The sequence below is a fragment of the Oenococcus oeni DSM 20252 = AWRIB129 genome (assembly GCF_000372485.1).
Classification (GTDB): domain Bacteria; phylum Bacillota; class Bacilli; order Lactobacillales; family Lactobacillaceae; genus Oenococcus; species Oenococcus oeni.
This window is the reverse complement of record NZ_AQVA01000003.1, coordinates 89245-110365: the sequence shown is the minus strand read 5'-3', so window position 1 is coordinate 110365 and position 21121 is coordinate 89245. Positions and strand designations below refer to the sequence as shown.

Annotated in this window: 25 protein-coding genes, 1 tRNA gene, 1 pseudogene and 1 other annotated feature; of the genes and pseudogenes, 6 read left to right on the top strand and 21 right to left on the bottom strand. The window is 37.2% G+C overall.

The genetic code is table 11. The features are described from left to right. Nucleotides 1–367 precede the first annotated feature (367 nt). The 20 genes from A3G9_RS01000000109445 to A3G9_RS0103190 all read right to left on the bottom strand — a co-directional run bounded on the left by A3G9_RS01000000109445 (nt 368) and on the right by A3G9_RS0103190 (nt 14468). Nucleotides 368–697, bottom strand: a complete 330-nt coding sequence (locus tag A3G9_RS01000000109445; protein ID WP_002821113.1) for a ComEA family DNA-binding protein — start codon at nt 695–697, stop codon at nt 368–370. Beyond that, nucleotides 694–1002: a hypothetical protein gene (locus A3G9_RS0103280; protein ID WP_226489920.1), complete on the bottom strand. Its 309-nt coding sequence runs from the start codon at nt 1000–1002 to the stop codon at nt 694–696. The genes A3G9_RS01000000109445 and A3G9_RS0103280 overlap by 4 nt, the downstream gene beginning before the upstream one ends. Nucleotides 1003–1091: 89 nt before the next feature. Further along, on the bottom strand, nt 1092–1598 hold the full coding sequence (locus tag A3G9_RS0103275) for a phosphoesterase (protein ID WP_002817088.1): 507 nt from the start codon (nt 1596–1598) through the stop codon (nt 1092–1094). 2 nt (nt 1599–1600) lie between these two features. Continuing rightward, the gene (locus A3G9_RS0103270; protein ID WP_002821114.1) at nt 1601–2689 is read right to left on the bottom strand and encodes an aminopeptidase P family protein; all 1089 of its coding nucleotides are present in this window, start codon (nt 2687–2689) and stop codon (nt 1601–1603) included. A 51-nt stretch (nt 2690–2740) separates the two neighbouring features. Next, on the bottom strand, nt 2741–3061 hold the full coding sequence (rpmA, locus tag A3G9_RS0103265) for a 50S ribosomal protein L27 (RefSeq protein ID WP_002820505.1): 321 nt from the start codon (nt 3059–3061) through the stop codon (nt 2741–2743). Between the two features lie 11 nt (nt 3062–3072). Beyond that, nucleotides 3073–3375 (bottom strand): 50S ribosomal protein L21, encoded by a 303-nt coding sequence (gene rplU / locus A3G9_RS0103260; protein WP_002820507.1) that lies wholly within the window; start codon nt 3373–3375, stop codon nt 3073–3075. 4 nt (nt 3376–3379) lie between these two features. Further along, nucleotides 3380–3451 (bottom strand) — a sequence feature (ribosomal protein L21 leader region). A 44-nt stretch (nt 3452–3495) separates the two neighbouring features. After that, complete coding sequence (locus tag A3G9_RS0103255) at nt 3496–4011, bottom strand: TMEM106 family protein (protein ID WP_002816328.1); 516 nt, start codon at nt 4009–4011, stop codon at nt 3496–3498. A 13-nt stretch (nt 4012–4024) separates the two neighbouring features. Further along, a tRNA-Arg gene (locus A3G9_RS0103250) sits at nt 4025–4098 on the bottom strand. Between the two features lie 38 nt (nt 4099–4136). After that, on the bottom strand, nt 4137–5063 hold the full coding sequence (locus tag A3G9_RS0103245) for a hypothetical protein (protein ID WP_002820509.1): 927 nt from the start codon (nt 5061–5063) through the stop codon (nt 4137–4139). Beyond that, a complete protein-coding gene (locus A3G9_RS0103240) occupies nt 5060–5755 on the bottom strand; it encodes a hypothetical protein (protein ID WP_002820511.1) in 696 nt (231 codons plus the stop codon). The genes A3G9_RS0103245 and A3G9_RS0103240 overlap by 4 nt, the downstream gene beginning before the upstream one ends. Before the next feature lie 80 nt (nt 5756–5835). Continuing rightward, a complete protein-coding gene (glnA, locus tag A3G9_RS0103235; protein ID WP_002820512.1) occupies nt 5836–7179 on the bottom strand; it encodes a type I glutamate--ammonia ligase in 1344 nt (447 codons plus the stop codon). Next, nucleotides 7179–7511 carry a MerR family transcriptional regulator gene (locus A3G9_RS0103230; protein ID WP_002816637.1) on the bottom strand — a complete coding sequence of 111 codons (333 nt, stop codon included), beginning with the start codon at nt 7509–7511 and terminating at the stop codon, nt 7179–7181. Before A3G9_RS0103230 ends, glnA begins: the two co-directional genes overlap by 1 nt. A gap of 71 nt (nt 7512–7582) precedes the next feature. After that, complete coding sequence (locus tag A3G9_RS0103225) at nt 7583–8356, bottom strand: tRNA (adenosine(37)-N6)-dimethylallyltransferase (protein WP_002816636.1); 774 nt, start codon at nt 8354–8356, stop codon at nt 7583–7585. Further along, complete coding sequence (locus A3G9_RS0103220) at nt 8353–9102, bottom strand: glycerophosphodiester phosphodiesterase family protein (protein ID WP_002820513.1); 750 nt, start codon at nt 9100–9102, stop codon at nt 8353–8355. The genes A3G9_RS0103225 and A3G9_RS0103220 overlap by 4 nt, the downstream gene beginning before the upstream one ends. Before the next feature lie 54 nt (nt 9103–9156). Then, nucleotides 9157–10419: a glutamate-5-semialdehyde dehydrogenase gene (locus A3G9_RS0103215; protein WP_002821791.1), complete on the bottom strand. Its 1263-nt coding sequence runs from the start codon at nt 10417–10419 to the stop codon at nt 9157–9159. Further along, nucleotides 10406–11212 carry a glutamate 5-kinase gene (gene proB, locus A3G9_RS0103210; protein WP_002820515.1) on the bottom strand — a complete coding sequence of 269 codons (807 nt, stop codon included), beginning with the start codon at nt 11210–11212 and terminating at the stop codon, nt 10406–10408. The genes A3G9_RS0103215 and proB overlap by 14 nt, the downstream gene beginning before the upstream one ends. Beyond that, on the bottom strand, nt 11190–11975 hold the full coding sequence (proC, locus tag A3G9_RS0103205) for a pyrroline-5-carboxylate reductase (protein WP_002820516.1): 786 nt from the start codon (nt 11973–11975) through the stop codon (nt 11190–11192). Before proC ends, proB begins: the two co-directional genes overlap by 23 nt. 8 nt (nt 11976–11983) lie before the next feature. Continuing rightward, nucleotides 11984–13327, bottom strand: a complete 1344-nt coding sequence (locus A3G9_RS0103200; protein ID WP_002821792.1) for a PFL family protein — start codon at nt 13325–13327, stop codon at nt 11984–11986. 11 nt (nt 13328–13338) lie between these two features. Continuing rightward, nucleotides 13339–13611: an ACT domain-containing protein gene (locus A3G9_RS0103195; RefSeq protein WP_002816630.1), complete on the bottom strand. Its 273-nt coding sequence runs from the start codon at nt 13609–13611 to the stop codon at nt 13339–13341. Further along, nucleotides 13611–14468 (bottom strand): bifunctional 5,10-methylenetetrahydrofolate dehydrogenase/5,10-methenyltetrahydrofolate cyclohydrolase, encoded by an 858-nt coding sequence (locus A3G9_RS0103190; RefSeq protein ID WP_002821793.1) that lies wholly within the window; start codon nt 14466–14468, stop codon nt 13611–13613. The genes A3G9_RS0103195 and A3G9_RS0103190 overlap by 1 nt, the downstream gene beginning before the upstream one ends. A gap of 172 nt (nt 14469–14640) precedes the next feature. Here A3G9_RS0103190 and A3G9_RS01000000109440 point away from each other — a divergent pair. The 6 genes and pseudogenes from A3G9_RS01000000109440 (at nt 14641) to A3G9_RS0103160 (ending at nt 19715) form a co-directional block, all read left to right on the top strand. After that, nucleotides 14641–15497 (top strand): annotated as a pseudogene (locus A3G9_RS01000000109440) (DegV family protein). A gap of 24 nt (nt 15498–15521) precedes the next feature. Continuing rightward, nucleotides 15522–15998: a DUF1836 domain-containing protein gene (locus A3G9_RS0103180; RefSeq protein WP_002821794.1), complete on the top strand. Its 477-nt coding sequence runs from the start codon at nt 15522–15524 to the stop codon at nt 15996–15998. Nucleotides 15999–16203: 205 nt separating this feature from the next. Continuing rightward, nucleotides 16204–17409: an argininosuccinate lyase gene (gene argH, locus A3G9_RS0103175; protein WP_002821795.1), complete on the top strand. Its 1206-nt coding sequence runs from the start codon at nt 16204–16206 to the stop codon at nt 17407–17409. Further along, nucleotides 17381–17524, top strand: coding sequence for a hypothetical protein (locus A3G9_RS1000000110285; protein WP_200858333.1), 144 nt, complete (start codon nt 17381–17383; stop codon nt 17522–17524). Before argH ends, A3G9_RS1000000110285 begins: the two co-directional genes overlap by 29 nt. Before the next feature lie 94 nt (nt 17525–17618). Further along, complete coding sequence (locus A3G9_RS0103165) at nt 17619–18839, top strand: argininosuccinate synthase (RefSeq protein ID WP_002821796.1); 1221 nt, start codon at nt 17619–17621, stop codon at nt 18837–18839. 147 nt (nt 18840–18986) lie between these two features. After that, entirely contained in the window at nt 18987–19715 is a 729-nt protein-coding gene (locus A3G9_RS0103160) for an SDR family oxidoreductase (protein WP_002821797.1), read from the top strand. Here the strand turns inward: A3G9_RS0103160 and A3G9_RS0103155 are convergent. After that, on the bottom strand, nt 19704–21116 hold the full coding sequence (locus A3G9_RS0103155) for an MFS transporter (protein WP_002821798.1): 1413 nt from the start codon (nt 21114–21116) through the stop codon (nt 19704–19706). The two genes, A3G9_RS0103160 and A3G9_RS0103155, sit on opposite strands and share 12 nt — an antisense overlap. Between the last annotated feature and the right edge of the window lie 5 nt (nt 21117–21121).

Genomic DNA, 21121 nt, shown 5'->3' with positions numbered 1-21121 from the left:
TTCTCCTGTAAATTCTTGATTTTGGAATAGATGATAATCTTTTGTCGATCTGTTTCATCATATGCTTTGGCCTTTAGCCGATCTCCATCAACGGTGATTTTTCATCAGCGTAAATATGCACTTTTAATCGATGATTTTCCCGATTTGGAAGTGTTTGGTCCGATAAATTTTCTTGAAAACACCAAAATCTAATCAAAAAAAATGGGCTGGACACAAGAACTATAAAAAAGCTATTTTTAATTTGCTGAAATAAATTCTTATCAACAACAAAAAGACGAAAACAGTTGTTAAAAGAGAATTACGAAAATAAAATCCACTCAAGGAAGCAAGAAAAATGCTTATCAACAGACAATCGTTTCGATCAAGTTTATTTAATAAAGACATAATCGTTCAATTTTTCAACCGTTTTATCTCCAAAACCGGAGATATTTTTTAAATCATCAATTGATTTAAATTTTCCATGTTCTTCGCGATATTTTACTATCTCTTCAGCTTTTTTCTCCCCAATGCCATTAATTGTCTGTAGAGCAGACAAATCGGCCGTATTGATATCAATTTGAGCCTGAGAAGCGTTTGTATTCGTTGAAGAGCTGTTGCTGACGGAATTACAAAATTGTTCTGGAATTTTCTCACCTTTTTTTGGCACATATATAACCTGTCCGGAAATTATTTCCGCCGCCAAATTTATTTGGCTCAAATCGGCATTGGATTTTGCTCACCAGATTTATTAATTGCTGAGATAATTATTTCGCCGCTTTTAACCTTAACGACCTTCTCTTGAGCGACCGCACCTTTTACATCAACATAAAAGTCAACTTTTTCATCCTTAGATGACAAATTGTCGCTACTGGAAACACTTAAATTGGAATCATTTTTTAAACTTGTTGCCGATGAGAATAAAATATTTTCTTCTTTGTCGGTTCTTTTGATCGAACTCATAATAAAAAATGAGATCGCCAAAAAAGAAATACCACCAAAGATAAATATAATTTTTAAATTCATTTTTATTAATAAAAAAACTTTTGCTGTTAAATCCCGCATACTAATTATTACGCGAAATTAGCAAAAGTTTTAAAAAATATCTTCAATTTTTAATTGGCAAATCTTCCTTTTGAATAAGGCAAATCATCCGGTACATTTGTTGGGGCTTCCGGATCGAAGCTTCTCAAATAATTAACGAAACTGTCAAAACGATCAGGATAGGCGTTAACGCCATAAATCAGCTGTTCGCCCTTAAGATTCGGAGAATGGAAACGAATTCCCCATTCAACATTCTGATCAGAATTTGGATCGACAGGAGCGCGATAATCATCCGCCCAATCTTCGATAAATCCTAAGGCAACGTCGGAATAATGATCCCATATTCTCGTCAGGTCGGTAAATTTTTCGTCATATTTCCAATTAAAAGGCGTATGCAAGTCTTCAGAAAAATGCGGGTTATAAAAATCGAAATTCTCATCTGCCACATCAGTGATTTCCGATTGAGGCAATCGCCTTAAATAAAAAGCGTGACCATTGATCCGTTTAGTGTAAACATAGTCGAACCCGTAACTTAAATTTCCAATATAAAATACTAAATAGTCTAATCTAATCGCCATATTTATTTCTCAATCTTAATTAAATCTCTTGTAATACCATCTGTGAGATTCTCAAAACCATTTTTTGTAACCAGAACATCATCCTCAATTCGAACACCGCCAAGTCCGGAAATGTAAATACCGGGTTCGATTGTCAATATCTGGCTAGTAACAGCCTCATCGTCAGACCCCGGAGAAACAGCTGGACCTTCATGAATATCCAAGCCTACGCCATGGCCGCCGCCATGATTATATTCTTTTCCAAAACCTTTTGTTTCTATGTAAGAACGCGAAGCGCCATCGACTTCCTTTAAATCGACATCGGGTCTAACGGATTCAATCGATAATTCTTGAGCCTTTCTCACAATTTGATAAATATTGATCAAGCGCGGATCAATTTCTCCAATCGCAATAGTTCTCGTGATATCGGAAGTATAGTGGTTAAAGTAATAACCAAAATCAATTGTAACCAAATCACCACTCTCAATTTTACGATCAGAAGCTGTTCCATGAGGTTTGGAAGAATTCTCGCCCGAGGCAACAATTGTATCAAAACTAGCTTTTTCCAGCCCTTGGTGACGAGCAAAATAATCCAATTGATCAGCAATTTCTTTCTCTGTTAGACCTATTTTTATCCAATCGATTAATTGGTTAAAAGCCGTTACGGAACGTTTTGTGGCCTGACGCAGATTTTCTACTTCATCATCATCTTTAATCTCTCGTAAGGCTTCAATTGGAGCTGGCGTTGGTACAAATTCGGCTTCTAATTCACCATCCAGAAAATCAAAAACATAAAATGGCAGGTTTTCTTCAAAACCGACTTTCTTTACTTTCCACGAATTTAAAGTTTTAGCAGTTTCTCCATAATAATCACGACTAATTTTCAGGTCGACTCCATTTGGAAGATTATTTTGATACGCTTCCTGGTATCTACTGTCAGTCACTAATAAGGCATGATTGCGGCTCAAGACAAACATCCCTTCACCACTTCCACCGGAAAAACCGGTTAAATACTCGTTGTTATATCCCTGGTAGACAATCATTGAATCTATTTCTAAAACATCAAAAAGTTTTCTTAATTTAGAAATTCTTTTTTCAAAATTATACTTCATAATAGCCGCCTAAAAAAAATAGCGGTAAACCGCTATTTTGATTTTAAATTTTTAATGAACCGGTGTTTCCAGTTTAGCGTTATATTCCTCACGAGAATAAATTGATGCTTGGCGTTGAGTCTTTCCTTTACGCTCGAAACGGACAACTCCATCAACTAATGCATACAAAGTATCGTCATCGCCGCGACCAACATTATTGCCTGGATAAATGTGTGTACCCCGTTGACGATAAATAATCGTTCCGGCAAGAACATCTTGTCCATCGGCACGCTTTGCACCCAAACGACGACCGGCAGAGTCACGTCCGTTAGATGAAGATCCGCCTCCTTTATGGTGGGCCAACTTAATTAGGTTTTGTAATTTTTCTAACATTATGTGCCTCCTTAAACGCTCTCGATTAATACTTTTGTATATGGCTGACGATGGCCTTTTTTAACATGGCCATGCTTTTTAGCCTTATATTTGAAAGTAACGACTTTCTTTTCTTTGCCTTGCTTAGCGATTGTTCCAACAACAGATGCGCCGGAAACATATGGATCGCCAAACTTGCCATCAGCAAGTAAAACTTTATCAAAAGTTATTTTATCGCCTTCATTTGCTTCAAGTTTTTCAACGAAGATGGCATCTCCTGCCTCAACGCGATACTGCTTACCGCCGGTTTCAATAACTGCGTACTTATTAGCCATTTAGGCCTCCTCTTAGACTCACCGTGGCGGTGTGATAAATCACTTAAAAACCGCTTTAGAGTGGTTGAAGCATTGCAACAACTGAATTATTGTAACAAAAAAGCCCGAAATGGGCAATCACTAACTTCTGAGACCTAACTTATAAAGTCTTGAATCAATACTCAAATCCTTTTGAATTTGAGTAGCAATTTTTTCAGCTTGTGAATCCGAATCAACAGCGGACCTTGCCGATTCTTTGACAATCACGGAAAACTTGGAATGCAGAGTCGAAGCAATATCGCCGTCAATCAAATATTTTCCTTTTTGAGCTGCTTCGATCGTCGCTAACACTCCCCCGTTTTTGTCTCCTACAGCCTGTTCTAATTTATTGAATTCCTGTGTTGAAAGATTTTTGCCGTTTTGAGTTATTAACCGATCAACATCTTTTTTCATTTTAGTAACTGTCTTTGCATCGGTGGGTTTATAGGCATCCAAATCATTAATAACATTGTTAATATTCCGTTTTGATCGTTCAACCTGCCTATACTGTTTCTCAGACATTCTTACGCCACCAAAAGAAGCTCGCGGATACAGGAAAAAAGCTGCAACAAGCAAAGCGATAACGACTGATAATAAAATCCAAAAACTTTTCTTCATAATTAATTTTAAATGCGGAAGGTGGGACTCGAACCCACAACCTGCGGATTAGAACTCCGATGCTCTATCCAGTTGAGCCACTTCCGCGTACTTTCAGTATAGCTAAAAAATACTTTATTTTGTTATTAACCGGGAAAAAGATCATCCCGATAAGCAATTTTTAAATAATTAAGGTTATCAAGATACCACTTTAAAAACCAATTATATTTCGTTAAAACATCCAAAAAAGTCCATTGGTCATATGTATCGAAGACCTTAAAAAACCATTGGGAATGTCCAAGCGAATCAATTGCCTGAATTAAATATAAACTCATTTCCTCATTGAAGTCAATTTGAAAACCGTTATCCAGTGCAAAAATATCTTTTTGACGACTTTGAGCCAACACAAACAACTGGTCTGTCACAATGGCCGGAAGGTCGATTTTACTAAGCGGCAACATTTGATTATTGCCGGATTGCAACAAATTTAGGTCAACAGAAAAATCATCTTCGCCTAATATCTTCGCAAGAGTCTTGAAGATACCCGTTAAAGTTTTAACATCTACAGCGGTCAAATTTTTGCCAATACGGGAATTTATCAAATTAGCGAAACCGTCGGCATTTATGAACATATCTTTATTAAATATATCCAGATAAAGCAAATCTATTTGCAAATTTTTTTCCCGTAAATAAAAACCATCCTTTGTCAATTGGGAATTCGTCGAAAAATAAAATTCAAGGCTGGGGAAGCCAGATATTCGAAGACAATTGGCAATTTCTTGATTAGAATCCAAATTCGAAAAATAGTCAAGCTTTCTGAGTCGAAAAAGTTTGACAAAAAGTTGAGTTATCCAAAAAGAATTGTCATAGTGAAAAAGCGGGTTGAATTGTTCATAATGGCTTTGATTATTTTTAATTAATCGACCAACTGCATCGACCGTTTCGGATACCGTTTTTGATTTTAGAAAAATACTGTAAAAATTATCAAAATCCAGCAATTGTTTCGCATCGTGGTGAATTTCTTTTTGAAAATCATTTAAGTTCGATAATGTTTGTTTGCCTACAATTGTCATTTATTTTCTTTCTGGATTTCCGATAGATAATCGACATAAAGATTTCCTGCTTGATCGACAAAATGCTGAAAACTTCCCGAATACTTCTCGATTTGCTCCCGTTCCAACTGTAAAACGGCTCTGTCTTTCTCCAATTTAAGAATCGCGAGATTGTTTCTTTCGATGTCTGCCTCGAATCCGGATCGTTTTTTTGCAGCATAAAGTTGATTTGCTCGATGAAGCTCATTTAATTGTGCGTTTTGTTCTTCAACAGATTTCGGATTGTCCATGTAATTTTTTAATTCGTTGACAGCTACTTCGTCAAAAATGAATTCAATCCGAATAATATCAAGGATGCCAAAAGTCCTTGCAGACGGCCAACGTCCAAAGATTATTTCGTAAACGCCGGTTTTAATTTCCCTAAAATACAGGAATGGAAAGTGAACACGAATGAAGGACAATAATTTAGAGGCGAGAAATTCAGATAATTCCGGTTGAATCGTTTCCGTCATGTTGCTGAGAAAATAATTCGGATCAGCATGCGGCCACTGGCGTATTTTTTCGTTATAGCGTGCTGAATCAAGCAACTCATAAATCAGTAAATAATTATGTTCGTCAATTGCTTCTTTGATTGAATTTAAATAGTCAATTTTGCTATTGATTAAATTATTGAGAATAGGGATTTTATTGTCCCCTACGATATGCAAATTCATCTGATTTTCCATACTTCAATTTTTGCAAAGAAAAACGTCTATTGCTAGACGTTTATTAAATGTTATTTACTTTAATTAATTTAAAAGGTTTGAAGATATTGTTTAATTTCCCATTTAGAGACAGAAGCACGATAAGATTGATATTCAAGTTTTTTGGCTTCGACGAAGGTATCGGCAATTCGCTTGGAGATCGCGCTAATAACCACCTCGTCCTTTGACAGATTATCAACAGCTGTCAATAGAGTATCCGGAAGATCTTTAATACCGGCTTTTTTACGTTCATTAGCATCCATTAAGAAAATATTACGATCAACAGAATGCTCAGGAGTCGTTTCTTTTTCAACACCGTCCAATCCAGAATTCAAAACGACGGCGAAAGCCAGGTAAGGATTTGCTGTCGGATCAACCATTCTTAATTCCAAACGTGTCGAAGCACCGCGAGAAGCCGGGACACGAACCATTGGAGAACGGTTCGAAGCCGACCAGGCGATATAAACCGGCGCCTCAAAACCAGGAGTCAAGCGCTTGAATGAATTGACCGTTGGATTGGTAATAGCGACAAAATTCTGTGCGTGATCCAAAAGACCACCAAGGAAATGATAGGCCACTTTTGAGAGACCAAGTTTGTCGGTCGGATCATCAAAGGCGTTCTTGCCATCCTTTGAAAGACTCATATTTGTGTGCATGCCGTTTCCATTAATCCCGGCAATCGGTTTTGGCATAAAGGTGGCATAGTAGCCATATTTACGGGCAACGGTTTTAACAATAAGCTTAAATAGTTGAATATGGTCAGCTGCGGTCACGGCATCGGCATAACGAAAATCTACTTCATGTTGTCCAGGTGCAACTTCGTGATGAGCTGCTTCGACTTCAAAACCCATCTTTTCCAGAGTCAGAACGATTTCACGACGGACATGTTCTCCCAAATCCAATGGGGCCAAATCAAAATAGCCGCCATTATCATTAAGTTTCATAGTCGGTTTGCCATCTTCTCCAAGTTTAAACAAGAAGAATTCAGGTTCCGTCCCAACGTTGAAATCAGAAAAACCATCTTTTCTCATTTCTGCAAGAACGCGAATCAAATTGTTTCTCGGATCCCCTTCGAATGGCAAACGATCGCTTGTATAAACATTAGCCACGATCATCGCTACCTTGCCGTCATGTTCACCGGTCATTGAATCGGGTAAAATCCTGAAAGTGTCAAGATCAGGATACAGATACATATCGGATTCTTCAATTCTTACAAAACCATCGATTGATGATCCGTCAAACAGTAAATTATCGTCAAGAACTGTGTCAAGTTCGCTAACAGGTATTTCAACATTTTTTATCATGCCGAATACGTCGGTGAACATTACACGCAAAAAATCAACGCCTTCATCTTTAACTGACTTCTTAATTGCTTCTTTGGTTAATTTTGTCATTAATGTTTTTCCAGCCTTCCGATTTTCAAAAATTCATTTTCAAGTGAATGAACAAATTCCGTTTTCTCATTCCGCCGATTGCTAACGCGGTGAGTTTCATAAAGATTGTGAATATCTTTTAAGCTATCGCCAGATTCCATCATCATCCTTATCTCAATCAGCCGTTCAACATCGTTCAAAGAAAAGCGTCTTTGACCACCCTTACCCCGTTTCGTAGTAAGCAAATCTTGACTTTCATAATAGCGAATCTGCCTATCAGATAAGTTCGTTAAAGCCCGAACTGTACTAATCGGTAAAATAGCTAAATCTTTTTTTAATCGCTCATCAATCATTTCTTACTAAATCCATCTAACTAAAATTATAAAGACTTCCAAAAAAAAATGTTAGGAAAGCTAACATTGGTCTAGAATTGGTTAAATTTTTTTACTAAATCAATAATTAATTTGGGATTTTCGGTAATCTGTTTTGTATCGAACCACCGCATATCGGGAAATTGATTTTTAAAATAAGTCAATTGTCTTTTTGCATATCTTCGAGAATCGCGCTTAATTAAAGTTTCAACCTCCGACAAGTCATACTGATTAGCGAAGTATCCAGCAAATTCACGATATCCAATTGCTTTTTTTGATTGAAAATTACCTTGTTGACGAAAAAGATTTTCGGCTTCTTTCACAATTCCCTTTTCAAACATCCTTTCAACCCGTTGATTAATCCGATCATAAAGCTGTGAACGTTCTGTGTTCAAACCAATCAACAAAGCATTATAAAGACGATTCTCTATTCCGGCTTTTTTAGGAACAATTGGGTTATCCTTATCAGAAATTCTCCGATCGCCCAAAAGTGTCTGCAAAAAAAAGCCAGATCCACCGACAATCAAAGGAATCTTCTTTTTAGACGATATTTGATTGATAACTATTCGTGCGTCTCTTGCAAATTCATAGGCACTGTAGGATTCGTCGACTTCTTTGATATCGATAAAATGATGTTTAACCTTTGCTAAATCATCTTTACTCGGCTTTGCCGTTCCAATATCCAAACCACGATAAATTTGAAAGGCATCTTCGGAAATAATTTCACTGTCAATCATCTGGGCAATTTTAATTGCCAGATCACTTTTTCCACTAGCGGTCGGTCCAGCAATTACAACAACTTTTTCTTTCAAATGTGGATCACTCATTTATTAATTCCTTGAATTTGTTCTCTTAAAAACGTTGCCGAGTCAAGTTGATCAGTAATAATCGCCTTTAAATGAAATTTAAAAGCCTTCTTAAGATATGATTGTCGATTAACAACCCAAGGGGTCAATCGAGCTTTTTTAAAAGAATAGAAAATCAGGCGGTTCAAAAGAAAACGCGAGCTCAAATTAATTTGTTGGATTCTACCAAAAAAATACCCAAAAAGGCAACGCGGTCCAATCACAAAACTCAAGCGTGCAAGAGGGATTTCTGGATCCAAATTTCTCAAATTATGAATTGTTTTAGGATTAAAAGACTGTAGAACGATCTGCCATTTGGCAGCGGAAAATTTTTTAATTATCTGCAGAACCTTTTTTTCGATTCCAGGGTAATCAAAATGGTCGGTTTTTAGTTCAATCAAAAGCATCCGGTCATAATCGATTGAGTAAAGCCAATCCAAATATTCCTCAAAAGTCAGAATACGAACATTTTTAAATTTTTTCGAAAACCAGCTGCCAAAATCAAGTTTTTTTAATTCGGATAATGTTTTGTCTTTAACAAATCCACTTCCATTGGAAGTGCGATCGATTTTTTCATCATGAATAATTACCAGTTCTCCATCAGCAGTCATTTGCAAATCCATTTCCAGACCATTAACAGGATAATTTAAAGCAGCTTGAAAACTCGGTAAGGTATTTTCCGGTGCGACTAATTTGTAACCGCGATGAGCAAAAACATTCGTATACATAATAAATAGAATACTATCGAAAATAAACAATATCGAAAAAAAATACGCTGCTGGTTATTTTCGGATCTCCCCATGACCAAAAATTTCGTATTTGTAGCTCGTCAAAGCTGTTAGTCCCATTGGACCCCGGGCATGAAGTTTTTGTGTACTTATTCCGATTTCAGCTCCAAAACCAAATTCAAAACCATCAGTAAAACGAGTCGATGCATTCTCAGTCACGACAGCTGCGTCAATTCTTTGCATAAACTCGGAGGCATTTTCAGCAGAATTCGTTAGAATCGCTTCCGTATGATGTGTTGTGTGTTTTCCTATCCAATCAATGGCTTCTTTTAGATTGTTCACCAAATGAACAGCGATAATCAGATCGTTATACTCGGTGTCCCAATCAAAATCTTTTGCCAATTCAACTCGGTTGTCAATTAATTGAACTTCCTTGTCACCTCTTATTTCGACCCCCTCGTTAGACAATCGATCAAATAATTTTGGTAGAAATTCCTTTGCGATATCAGCATGAACCAAAAGTTTTTCAGCTGAATTGCAAACAGAAGGATTTTGAATCTTGGAATTAACAATCACTTTAATTGCCTCCTCCTGATCGGCCGACTTATCGACAAAAATATGGTCATTTCCGGCACCGGTTTCAATCACAGGAACAGTCGAATTATCAACGACATAATTAATAAACGAGCCTGATCCTCGGGGAATCAAAACATCAATGAATTTTCTTAAATGAAGTAATTCTTTGACAGAATCATGACTTGTATCTTCAATTAATTGAACAATATTTTCAGAATAGCCAAGTTTCTTCAAGCTTTGTTGCAGGATCGAAACCAACACTTGATTCGTTTTAATGGATTCTTTGCCGCCGCGTAAGATAACTGCGTTAGCTGATTTAATTGTCAAAGCTGCAGCATCAATTGTCACGTTCGGCCGTGCCTCGTAAATCATCGCAACAACCCCTAATGGAACCGTTTTTTTAACTACTTTGAAGCCCGCTTTTGCTTGCCAACTTGTATTTCCTTCTGACAAGGGATCAGCAAGTTTAACCAAAGCTTTTAAAGAGGAAGCAATAGTGGAAATTTTCTCTTTACTTAACTGGAGCCGTTTTTGCATTGGCAAGCTTAAATCATCTCGATGTTCTTTAAGTTCTTGAACATTAATTTCGACGATTTTGTCGGAGTTTTTCTCAATTTCCGAAACGAAGGACAAAAGAATTTTATTTCTTTCGTCAATCGAAAGCCCAGAAACTATTTGTGAAGCTGCTTGAGCCCTCTCACCGATTAAATTTATTTGCTTATGTAATTTATTTGTATTCATTGGCGAATAAAGTTCCAATCTCTTGACCCGAAAGAGCCTTCAAAATACCATCAGGTTCGGATCCAGGAAGTAATAGCATTTGCTTATCATTTTTTAAAAGATACTTAGCTGCTTTTAATTTTGTTAACATTCCACCTTTTCCGAGATTGCTTTTGCCGGAGGCCAAATTAATAACCTGCTTGGTGATCGAACCAACCCGCTTGATAGCTTTAGCATTGGCAAACTCATGAGGATTTCTATCATAAAGTGCATCAACATCTGATAAAATAATCAAACCATCGGCATCGATAATTTTTGTTACCATCGCCGCTAAGCAGTCGTTATCACCAAACGAATGTTGATGATCCATTTCGTCAACGGCAATTACGTCGTTCTCATTAATAATCGGAATTGCCTTCATTTTCAGCAATTCCCGCAAGGCATTTAACATATTTTCGAGCATTTTTGGATTATCGAATACATCATAAGTCAAAAGAATTTGACCGGTAATCTGGTGATAAAAAGAAAAGTTTTGATTGTAAATAGCCATTAAATCAGCTTGGCCAATCGCTGCTAAAGCCTGTTGTCGAGGAATTTCGTTTGGACGTTCTTTAAATCCAAGCTGATTTATCGCAACGCCAACCGCCCCGGAAGTTACAAAAACTACTTCCCGGTTTTGATTTCGCAAAGCACAAAGCGTCTGAACCAATTGACCGATTATCGGTAAATTAATCTGGCCATTTTCTTGAACAATCGTTGAAGTACCAACTTTAACAACGATTTTTTTCCAATTATCGAAACTTTTTTCTGCCATGGTTGATAGTTGCTAGAATAGCATTATTAACAGTTTCAATAAAGTGGTTCTCCTCAAGCGATTCGACTCCATCGGCAGTTGATCCACCTGGTGAAGCAACTTTTTTGACTAATTGATCAGCAGTTTTTCCGCTTTGAAGAATATTCTCGGTTGATCCTTTAATCGTATGTAAAGCAATCTGCAAAGATTCCTTGCTATCGATTCCCTGCTTTATTCCTGCTTCCTGCAAAGCTTTGATAAACAATGCGACAAAGGCGGGACCCGATCCGGCAATCGCCGAAAAAGCCGGAAAATCCCTTTCGGCCAGTTCAATAATCGTACCAAAAGCCTGCAAAAAGTTTTTTGTTAATTTAAGATCCTCATTGGACAAGTTCTGCCCGAAAGCAACCGAGGTCAATGAATTATTAAATTCTGCATTAACGTTTGGAAGAACGCGAACTATTTTTGCTGTTGGCAAAAATTCCGTTAGTTCTTTAAGGCTTGTTGATCCTAGAACCGAAACAATTAATTTGTTTGCAAACTTTTCCGAACCAACCTGCTGGACAATGCTATCTAACTGTTCAGGCAAAAAAGCCAAAACAATTAAATCGCAATCAGCAAGCAGCCGATCTTCGTCAACATTATTGATAGCCAGTCTTTTTGACAGAAGAGCGGCGCTATGTGGAGAACTGACAAAAATGTCTTCCGATCTAAAACCAGCTTTTAGTAAACCCATGATAATTGCCGATGATAAATTACCGGCACCTAGAAAACCATATTTCATTTTAACCTCTAATTCTTAAAAGAATGAATCGGAGCAGGTATATGACCGCCACGATTAATAAACGCTGTTGAAGATTTTTCGATAACCGGCATAATCGGCGCCCGTCCAAGCAAACCGCCAAAGTCAATCGAATCTCCAACACTTTTCCCTGGAACCGGAATCACGCGCACGGCTGTAGTTTTATTGTTTTGAACACCAATCGCCGCTTCGTCCGCTATCATCGCCGAAATTGTCGACGCCGGCGTATTCCCAGGAATGGCAATCATGTCCAGTCCAACCGAACAAACAGAGGTCATGGCTTCCAGCTTACTGATACTTAAGGTGCCGGCAACTGTTGCATCAATCATTCCAGCATCCTCGGAAACCGGAATGAACGCACCCGACAAGCCCCCAACGCGCTGACTAGCCATTACGCCGCCTTTTTTAATTGCATCGTTTAGAAGCATTAAGGCAGCCGTCGTTCCGTGCGTCCCAACCTGTTCCAGGCCGATTTCTTCCAAAACCTCGGCAACCGAATCTCCACGAGCAGGTGTTGGAGCCAAACTTAAATCAACAATTCCAAAAGGAAGACCAAGTTTTTTAGCTGTCAGTCCACCAATCAGTTGACCAATTCGGGTTATTTTAAAGGCTGTCGTCTTAATTTTTTCGGCAACGACATCAATTGACCGATCCCTAACTGTCTCCAATGCCCTTTTTACAACACCCGGTCCGGAAACACCAACATTGATAACCGCATCGTCTTCAGACACACCGTGAAAAGCCCCGGCCATAAAGGGATTGTCTTCAACGGCATTTGCAAAAACCACCAATTTTGCATTTCCTAAAGGATCGACTTCGGAAATCCGTTTGATCGTTCTACCCGTTTTTCCAACTGCATTTAAATTAATACCTGCTTTAGTCGAAGCAATGTTAATACTCGACATCAAAAGTTTAGTTGTACTCAGGACTTCCGGAAGACTATCAATCAACATTTTTTCAGTCGGCGTACTGCCCTTTTGAATCAAAGCCGAATAGCCACCTAAAAAATCAACACCAACATCGGCAGCTGCTTGATCAAGAGCGCGAGCTATTTTAATCAAGCCATCATAATCAGTGTTTCCGGCTAATAAAGAGACCGGTGTTACAGAAATTCGTTTATTAACAATTGGTACCCCGAAATCCCGTTCGAGTTGTTGGGCAGTTTCTACCAGTTTTCCGGCTTTATCAACAATTTTTCTGTGAACCTTTTCTGCTGTCCGCTGGCCATCCCCGCCAATACAGTCCAAAAGTGAAATTCCCATCGTCACAGTTCGAATATCGAAATGTTCTTCAGAAATCATCTGGATTGTTTCATTTATTTTATTAATATCCATAGCGGCTCCAATTAGATTTTAGACATTGAATTAAAAATTTCTTCTCTTTGTATTTGAATAGAGACGCCAAGTTTTTGTCCAACTTTGGTCAGTTCGACCTGCAAATTAGAAAATTTAGCATCAATTTCAGTAATGTCGATCAACATACTCATAGTAAAAATCTTATCCATTAAAGTCTGGGCTACATCAAGGATATTCGCCTGATTATCAGCTAATGTTTTTGAAACGCCCGCAATAATACCTGGACGGTCATTACCAATTACTGTCACAACTGCTCTTTTCATTATTTTTGCTCTCCTTGTTGAAATACTGCTAAATCGAATGTATGTTTAATCAACGTCGCAATCGTCATTGGTCCAACTCCTCCCGGGACCGGAGAAATTTGTGAAACATGTGGATAAACTTTTTCAAAATCAACATCGCCAGTTGCATGCCCATTAAGCTTGTTTGCACCTACATCGATAACAACGACATCTTTTTTTAAATCAGTAAATTGAAACCAATTAGCCTTGCCGATCGCAACGACAATCAAATCAGCCCTTTTCGCAAACTGCCGCAATTGATCGACCGGTGTCTTTGAATGGGCTAGCGTGACGGTCATGTCGCGATTCGTTAATAAAACACTCATTGGGCGGCCAAAAAGAACTGAACGGCCAACCACCAACGCGTTTTTAGCGGCAAATTGATAATGATATGCCTCCAGAAGAGATATTACTCCAGCCGGTGTAGCTGGAACAATATAATTCTCTTTAGCATTTTCAAATAATAATCCTTGATTAAAGGCAGAAAGACCATCAGCATCTTTTAATGGATCGATTGCATTGAAAATCTTTGATTCATCGATTCCATCTCCTAGTGGCGACTGAACCAAAATTCCACAAATACTCGAATCCATGTTTAATTTTGAAAGCAGCCTGAGAATATCATCTGTTTTCCAAGAATTATCAACTTTGTATTCCACCGAGATAAGCCCGGCAAAAGTTGCCCGGCGGATTTTCATACCGACGTACATTTTGCTTCCTTCGTTTTCCTCATTATAAATAGTCGCTAATTTAACCGGAAAACCGGCTTTCGCAACTTTATCTTTAACCTCTTGAAGAATTTTTTTCGAAACGCTTCTTCCATCTAGTATCTGAACCATGGATAAATTATCGCATATTGTAAAAAAACGATCGATAAAAAGTCAGCTTTTGTGTCAAAGGATTAAAAGCTTCTAAATTATGATTGTCGAATTTGATCTAAATAGTTTTATAAACTATAGTTTATAGTGTTTAAGACTACATAAAAAATAATGTATGCCATAGGAGATTAAAATGACCGAAAAAATTGCCATCTTAATTGATTCATGTTCTGATGCACCACAATATTTACAGGACAAAGATTATGTTAAAACCGTTTCGATGCAAATTCATTGGGATGGAAAAGTTCTTAGAGATAGAGTAGACATTAGTCCTGATCAGTTTTATCGGAAAATTAAACACGGCGCAAGTATTCCAACTACTTCAAGCCCGCAAAGCGGAGATATTCTTGAAAAATTCCAGGAACTGGAAAAAGAAGGTTATAGCGATGTTATTGCGATCTGTATTTCAAGTGGATTGTCAACAACTTATAATCAAATAAGTTTGTTGGCCAGTCAACAGAGCAACTTGAATATCAAAGTGATTGATACAAAAAATATCGGTATCAGCAGCGGACTATTTGCAGTTTATGCCGACGACTTAATAAAAAAAGAGCTTCCCTTTTCAAAAATTGTGCAATTAGTTGAAGAATCAGTCGACAGCGGTAAAATCTTCTTTTATATTCCAACGCTGAAATATTTGGCGGCCGGCGGCCGGATTGGTAAAGTCGCAAGTATTCTCGGATCGGCTCTGGATATTAAGCCAATTATTTCCTGCAACGACGAGGGTGTTTATTACACAGTAACCAAAGCACGCGGCGAAAAAAAGCAATCGAAAAAATGCTGGCATTAGTTGAAAAAACTGCTAATTTAGAAAAAAGAGTTAGAATTGCTGTTGCCGAAGGTGATAATATGACTCTTTTGAAATATGTCTGCCAGAAATTGGAAAAAATTTATCCAAATCAGCAAATCTATACAGGAAATATTTCACCTGCTCTAGGAGTCCACACCGGGCCAGGATTAATCGGTATCGCAGTTCACATCGAAAAATAGGACGGTAAAGGTAGATTATAAGAAATGAATTTGGAAAAAAAGTTGCCTCTTTGGAATGAACTACCAACTTTTGATATATATCTTGATCAATTGCTGGATATCACAAATGACTATGTTTCTCCGGTCACCGGGGAACTTTTAACGAAAACAATGATGCACAATTACACAAAAGCTCAAGTAATCGTGCGCCCGAAAAATAAACGTTATAGTCGAATACACTTGGCTGGAGCGATAATTGTTTCGTTATTAAAAAGTGTTTTTTCATTAGATGCAATTAAAAAAGGATTCCAAATCGAACTTAATCACGGTCCTTCCGAAGATGTTTACAATCGTTTTATCGAAATGTTCAATCAAGTATCCTCGCAAAATGATTTGTCAGAAGCACTAAACAAACTGCCGGAAATCGATTCAAAAGCGGCAATTATTCAGTATGAAGCGATCATGGCAGTTGTTTTCCGGCTAAAAGCCCTATCAACGATGGAAAAGATCGTGAAAAAATAAGGAGTAGCTCTCCAAAAAATTAAGAACTTTTTTCAATAAGCATTGCAATTCAGAAAAAAGCTTGTATAGTGAATATCAAGTTATAATGAAAAATGAAATTCAGACAACTTCATTTGTTTCCAGTATTGCTCGACGATAAACAGTTTTTTACATTTGTTCTGTAAAATAACTGTTTTTTTATACTCATTTTTAGGAGAAATACATAATGAAACTTTGGGGTGGACGTTTTACTAAAGGCGAAGATGCCGACATGACAAGCTTTGATAACTCTTTGCCAACCAGCAAATTGCTTTACAAAGAAGATATTCAGGGATCGATTGCCCATGCAAAAATGCTTGGTAAACAAAATATTATCAGTCAAAAAGAGTCGGCAGCAATTGTCGATGGACTAAAAGAAATCCTTACGGATGTTGAACAAGGAAGCCTCATAATTCCGGATTCTGGATACGAAGATATACATAGTTTTATCGAAACGACTCTGACTAAAAAAATTGGCGAAGACGGAAAAAAACTTCACACGGCCCGATCACGTAATGATCAAATTGCCGTTGATACAAAAATGTATTTTAAAAATCGTCTCCAAGGAATTTTAGAAGAAATAGATGATTTAGTCGATACTTTTATCGCAAAAGGGCAAGAAAATCCTTATCTTATGCCCGGTTATACTCATCTTCAAAAAGCCCAAACGATTACTTTTAAATATTATTTGGATGCTTATGCGCAAATGCTTTTGCGTGACAAGAAACGTTTATTAAACGCCATCAATATAATGGACGAAAATCCATTGGGTTCTGGGGCTTTAGCAGGTACAACCCATAATATCGATCGTCAATTAACAACGGAACTGTTGAATTTTAAAAAACCGGTCAAAAATTTTATCGACGGAGTTTCCGACCGAGATTACGTAATCGAAACCCTGTCTGATTTTTCAATCATTGGAGTACATCTATCGAGGTTGTCCGAAGAATTGATAATTTATGCCAGCCAAGAATTTCAATACGTCACTTTTGATGATTCCCTTTCAACTGGTTCTTCAATGATGCCACAAAAAAAGAATGCCGACTCAGCCGAACTTATTCGTGGAAATTCGGCTTTGTTGATCGGTGAATTGAATCAAATATTAGTTATTATGAAGGGCCTGCCATTAGCCTATGACAAGGATATGCAACTTGATAAAGAAACCTTTTTGCCGGCTTTTGATCATATAGAAAAAATGTTGCTGATTGCAAAAAAGATTGTTTCAACATTAAAAATTAATCGCGTCAAGCTACAAAAAGCAGTTAAAAATGGTTTTTTAAACGCAACTGATTTAGCAGATTACCTAGTTAAAAAAGGACGACCTTTCAGAGACGCCCACACGGTCGTCGGACGAGCTGTCCTATTTGCAGAAAAAACACCAAAAAGCACTTGAAGATTTGACAATCGAGGAATTAAAACAATTTGATCAAATTATCGACGAGGATGTTTATCATTATTTGAACATTCAAGAGTCTATTCACAAAGGGATCAAAAAGGAAATGCTATGAAGAAAGGAAAATTTATTAATTATCTAACCCGCCGACGACGATTTTTCAACTAGTTTTCAAGCAAAAATAAAAAATTGTTTAAGAAGGAGAAAAAATGGCAGATAAAATTGTTTTAGCTTATTCAGGTGGTCTGGACACGTCCGTAGCGATCCCTTGGTTAAAAGATAAAGGATATGAAGTAATTGCGGTCTCATTGGATGTTGGCCAGCATGGAAAGCAAATCGAGAATATTCAAAAAAAGGCTTTAAAGATCGGTGCAATTCAATCATTCATAATTGATGGTAAAGACGAATTCGCTGAGAACTATGTCAGCAAAGTAATTAAATCAAACGCTCTCTATGAAGGAGAATACCCACTCGTTTCAGCTCTCTCTCGACCGCTGATTATCGAAAAACTGGTTCAAACAACTCATGATAATAATGCCGTCGCCATAGCCCATGGATCAACTGGTAAAGGAAATGACCAGGTTCGCTTCGAAGCAGCAATTCACGCCCTTGATCCGGAAATGAAAATTGAAGCTCCAATCCGTGATTTCCAATGGTCTCGTGAAGAAGAAATCGAATATGCTCATCAACATAATGTTCCGGTACCGATTAATTTTGATTCTCCCTATTCAATTGACGAAAATTTATGGGGACGTTCCAACGAGGCCGGAATTCTGGAAAATCCCTGGAATCAGGCTCCGGCGGATGCCTATGCCTTGACATCGCCGGTTGAAGATACACCTGATGAAGCCGATTTTGTTGATATTGAATTTAAAAATGGTTTACCAATTTCAGTAAATGATCAAGAAATGAAAATGGCCGATCTAATTGTATATTTGAATAAATTGGCCGGAATTCACGGTATTGGCCGAATCGATCACGTAGAAAATCGTCTAATCGGTATTAAATCACGCGAAATTTATGAAACACCGGCAGCAGCCGTCATCATGACCGCCCATAAAGATCTAGAGGATATCACTTTAGAACACGATGTTGCCCACTTTAAACCGATTATCGAGCAAAAAATCACCAACTTAATTTACAACGCAATGTGGATTTCTCCCCTTTTCGATGCTCTGAATAAATTTATCGACGAAACGCAAAAAGTTGTCAACGGTACCGTTAAAATGAAACTTTATAAAGGCACAGCGACAGCCGTTGCCAGAAAATCAGAAAATAATTCACTCTACTCTGAAAAACTGGCAACTTATACTTCGGCAAATTCTTTCGATGAACAAGCAGCAGTTGGATTTATGAAACTTTATACTCTGCCAGCAACCGTATATGAGCAGGTAAACCATATCCATTCAAAGGAAAAAGAAGAAATCTAACAGTAGGAACACCTATTAAACACTTTTTTGTTAAAGTGTTTTTTTATTTTGTAGTAAAAAATCGTAATTTAAAAAGTCAATTTTTTAAAAATCGAGAATTCAGGTCATGCTAGACTGATCGTTAACAAAATAAAAATTGGAGAAAAAATGATAAATAATTTAAAAAAGAAAAAAATTTTAATCATTGGCGGTAGTTCTGGTTTTGGAAAAGAAATTGCAAAAGAAGCATCTCAGTCTGGTGCTCAAGTATCAATTGTTGGACATAGTTTGAAAAATTTGGAAAAGGCAAAAAAAGATTTCGAAAAAGAAAAAATAACTATTTCCAGCGAAAATATCGATGCAAGTGATAATAATCAACTAACCGATTACTTCAAAAAATCCGGTAACTTCGATCATATAATTTCAATGCTTGGAGGCGCAATGGCCGGAGGATTTTTGAATTCTTCAATTGCAATGATTAGAAAAACGATTGAAGACAAATTTTTCGCAGATATGGAACTTGCCAAAATTTCAACAAAATATCTTAATAAAAAAGGTTCTCTTATCTTAACCGCAGGATCGGGTGGCCATCCAAATGATTCATCCGGAGCTATTATCGGCAATCAAGCAATCAAAACAATGATTCAGGGTCTTGCACTTGAATTAGCGCCGGATTTTCGTGCGAACGCCATCGCTCCGACTTGGACTCCGACTGGTTTATGGAAAGAACTTTCAAAGAAACAACTTGAAGAGACAAGCAATCAAATGTCAAAGGCAATTCCTTTGCAACGAGTTGCAAACCTTGCAGAAGTCGCTTCTGCCTATCTCTTTTTAATGAGCAATAATTTAATAACCGGACAGACAATCAATATAGATGGCGGCTATTCATTGGTTTGATATGCTTTGATTATTTTTTTTAATAAGATGTTGACAGAAAATTGTCAAAGACAAACTCAAAATTGCCAGTATGAAAAGAATCGCAAAGTCAAGACGTCCACCAATTAGCGTAGCTTTGGATGACGATATATTGGAAAAGATAATGCTTTGAAAAGCAATCATTGCAGACATTACTGCTGTCCCGATCGAACCCGCATATTGTTGGGCCATATTAAAGAGAGAACTTTGATCGGCTCTTTTTTTGTTATCAACATATTTACTGGCATCAGACATAGTATTACCAAAACCAAGGTTGAAACCAAGACGTAATATCAAGTAGAAAAACATAATCAACCAAATTGTTAGATGGTCAGTAAAAATCCATAAAAGAAACGCTCCGAAAACGATCAGAGAATTACTTAAAATCAACGGAAATTTAGCACCGACCTTATCGTACCAACTCCCGGCGATTGGGGCAGTTGCTGCACCAAGCAGAGATCCGGGAAGCAATATCAAACCAGCTAAAAGAGAATTTGTTTTCAAAAAATTCTCTGCAAAAATCGGGATCAAAAATGATAAACCGATATTAATGGCCTGCAAAGAAAAATAATTGAAAAGGCGTAAGTTTACGATTGGTTTTAAAATTGAAAAATCAAACAAATGACGCGAACTAAAATGATCATAAACAAGATAAACAAATAAAATAACAAGCGTAGAGAATAACGAAAATTGAAAACGATAGTTCAAACCATATTTACTGAATTGTGTCAAAGTGAACTCTAGACCGATTAAAATCAAAGCCAACAAAAATAATCCAATAAAATCAAAGGATAAATCCTCTTTTTTTGTTTCTAATGAAATATTGCGTGAACCAATCCAAAGAACAATAAACAGTATTGGGATGATTATCCAAAAAATAATCCGCCAAGAAAAATAATTGTTTAAAATTCCTCCATAAGTTGGTCCCAGAGCGGGTGCTAAGGAGATCAGCATAGCAGCAAAACCATTATATTGACCCAACTTTTGCATTGGTATTGTTCTGAAAATAATATAAAAAAGTGTCGGCGTTGCTAAACCAATTGAAGCCGATTGAAAAAGACGTCCAATCAGCAGTATGAGAAAGTCGGGCGCCATAGCGCACAAGAAACTTCCAGCGATATTAATCGCAACAGCAAATAAAAATACTTTTTTAACATTAATTCGTTCCAGCAGATAAGCTGTTGTTGCCATAAAGATCGTGACCAATAACAAGTAGCCGGTTGTCAGCCACTGGACTGTATTTAAACTGACATTCATTTGCTGCATCAAAGTTGGGAAAGTCACATTCATCGATGTCTCGATTAAAATCCCCAAAAATGATAATAATCCAATTGCTAAAATAGATAATTTTGTTCTTATATTAATCTCTTCTGTGCTTTTCAATGAAA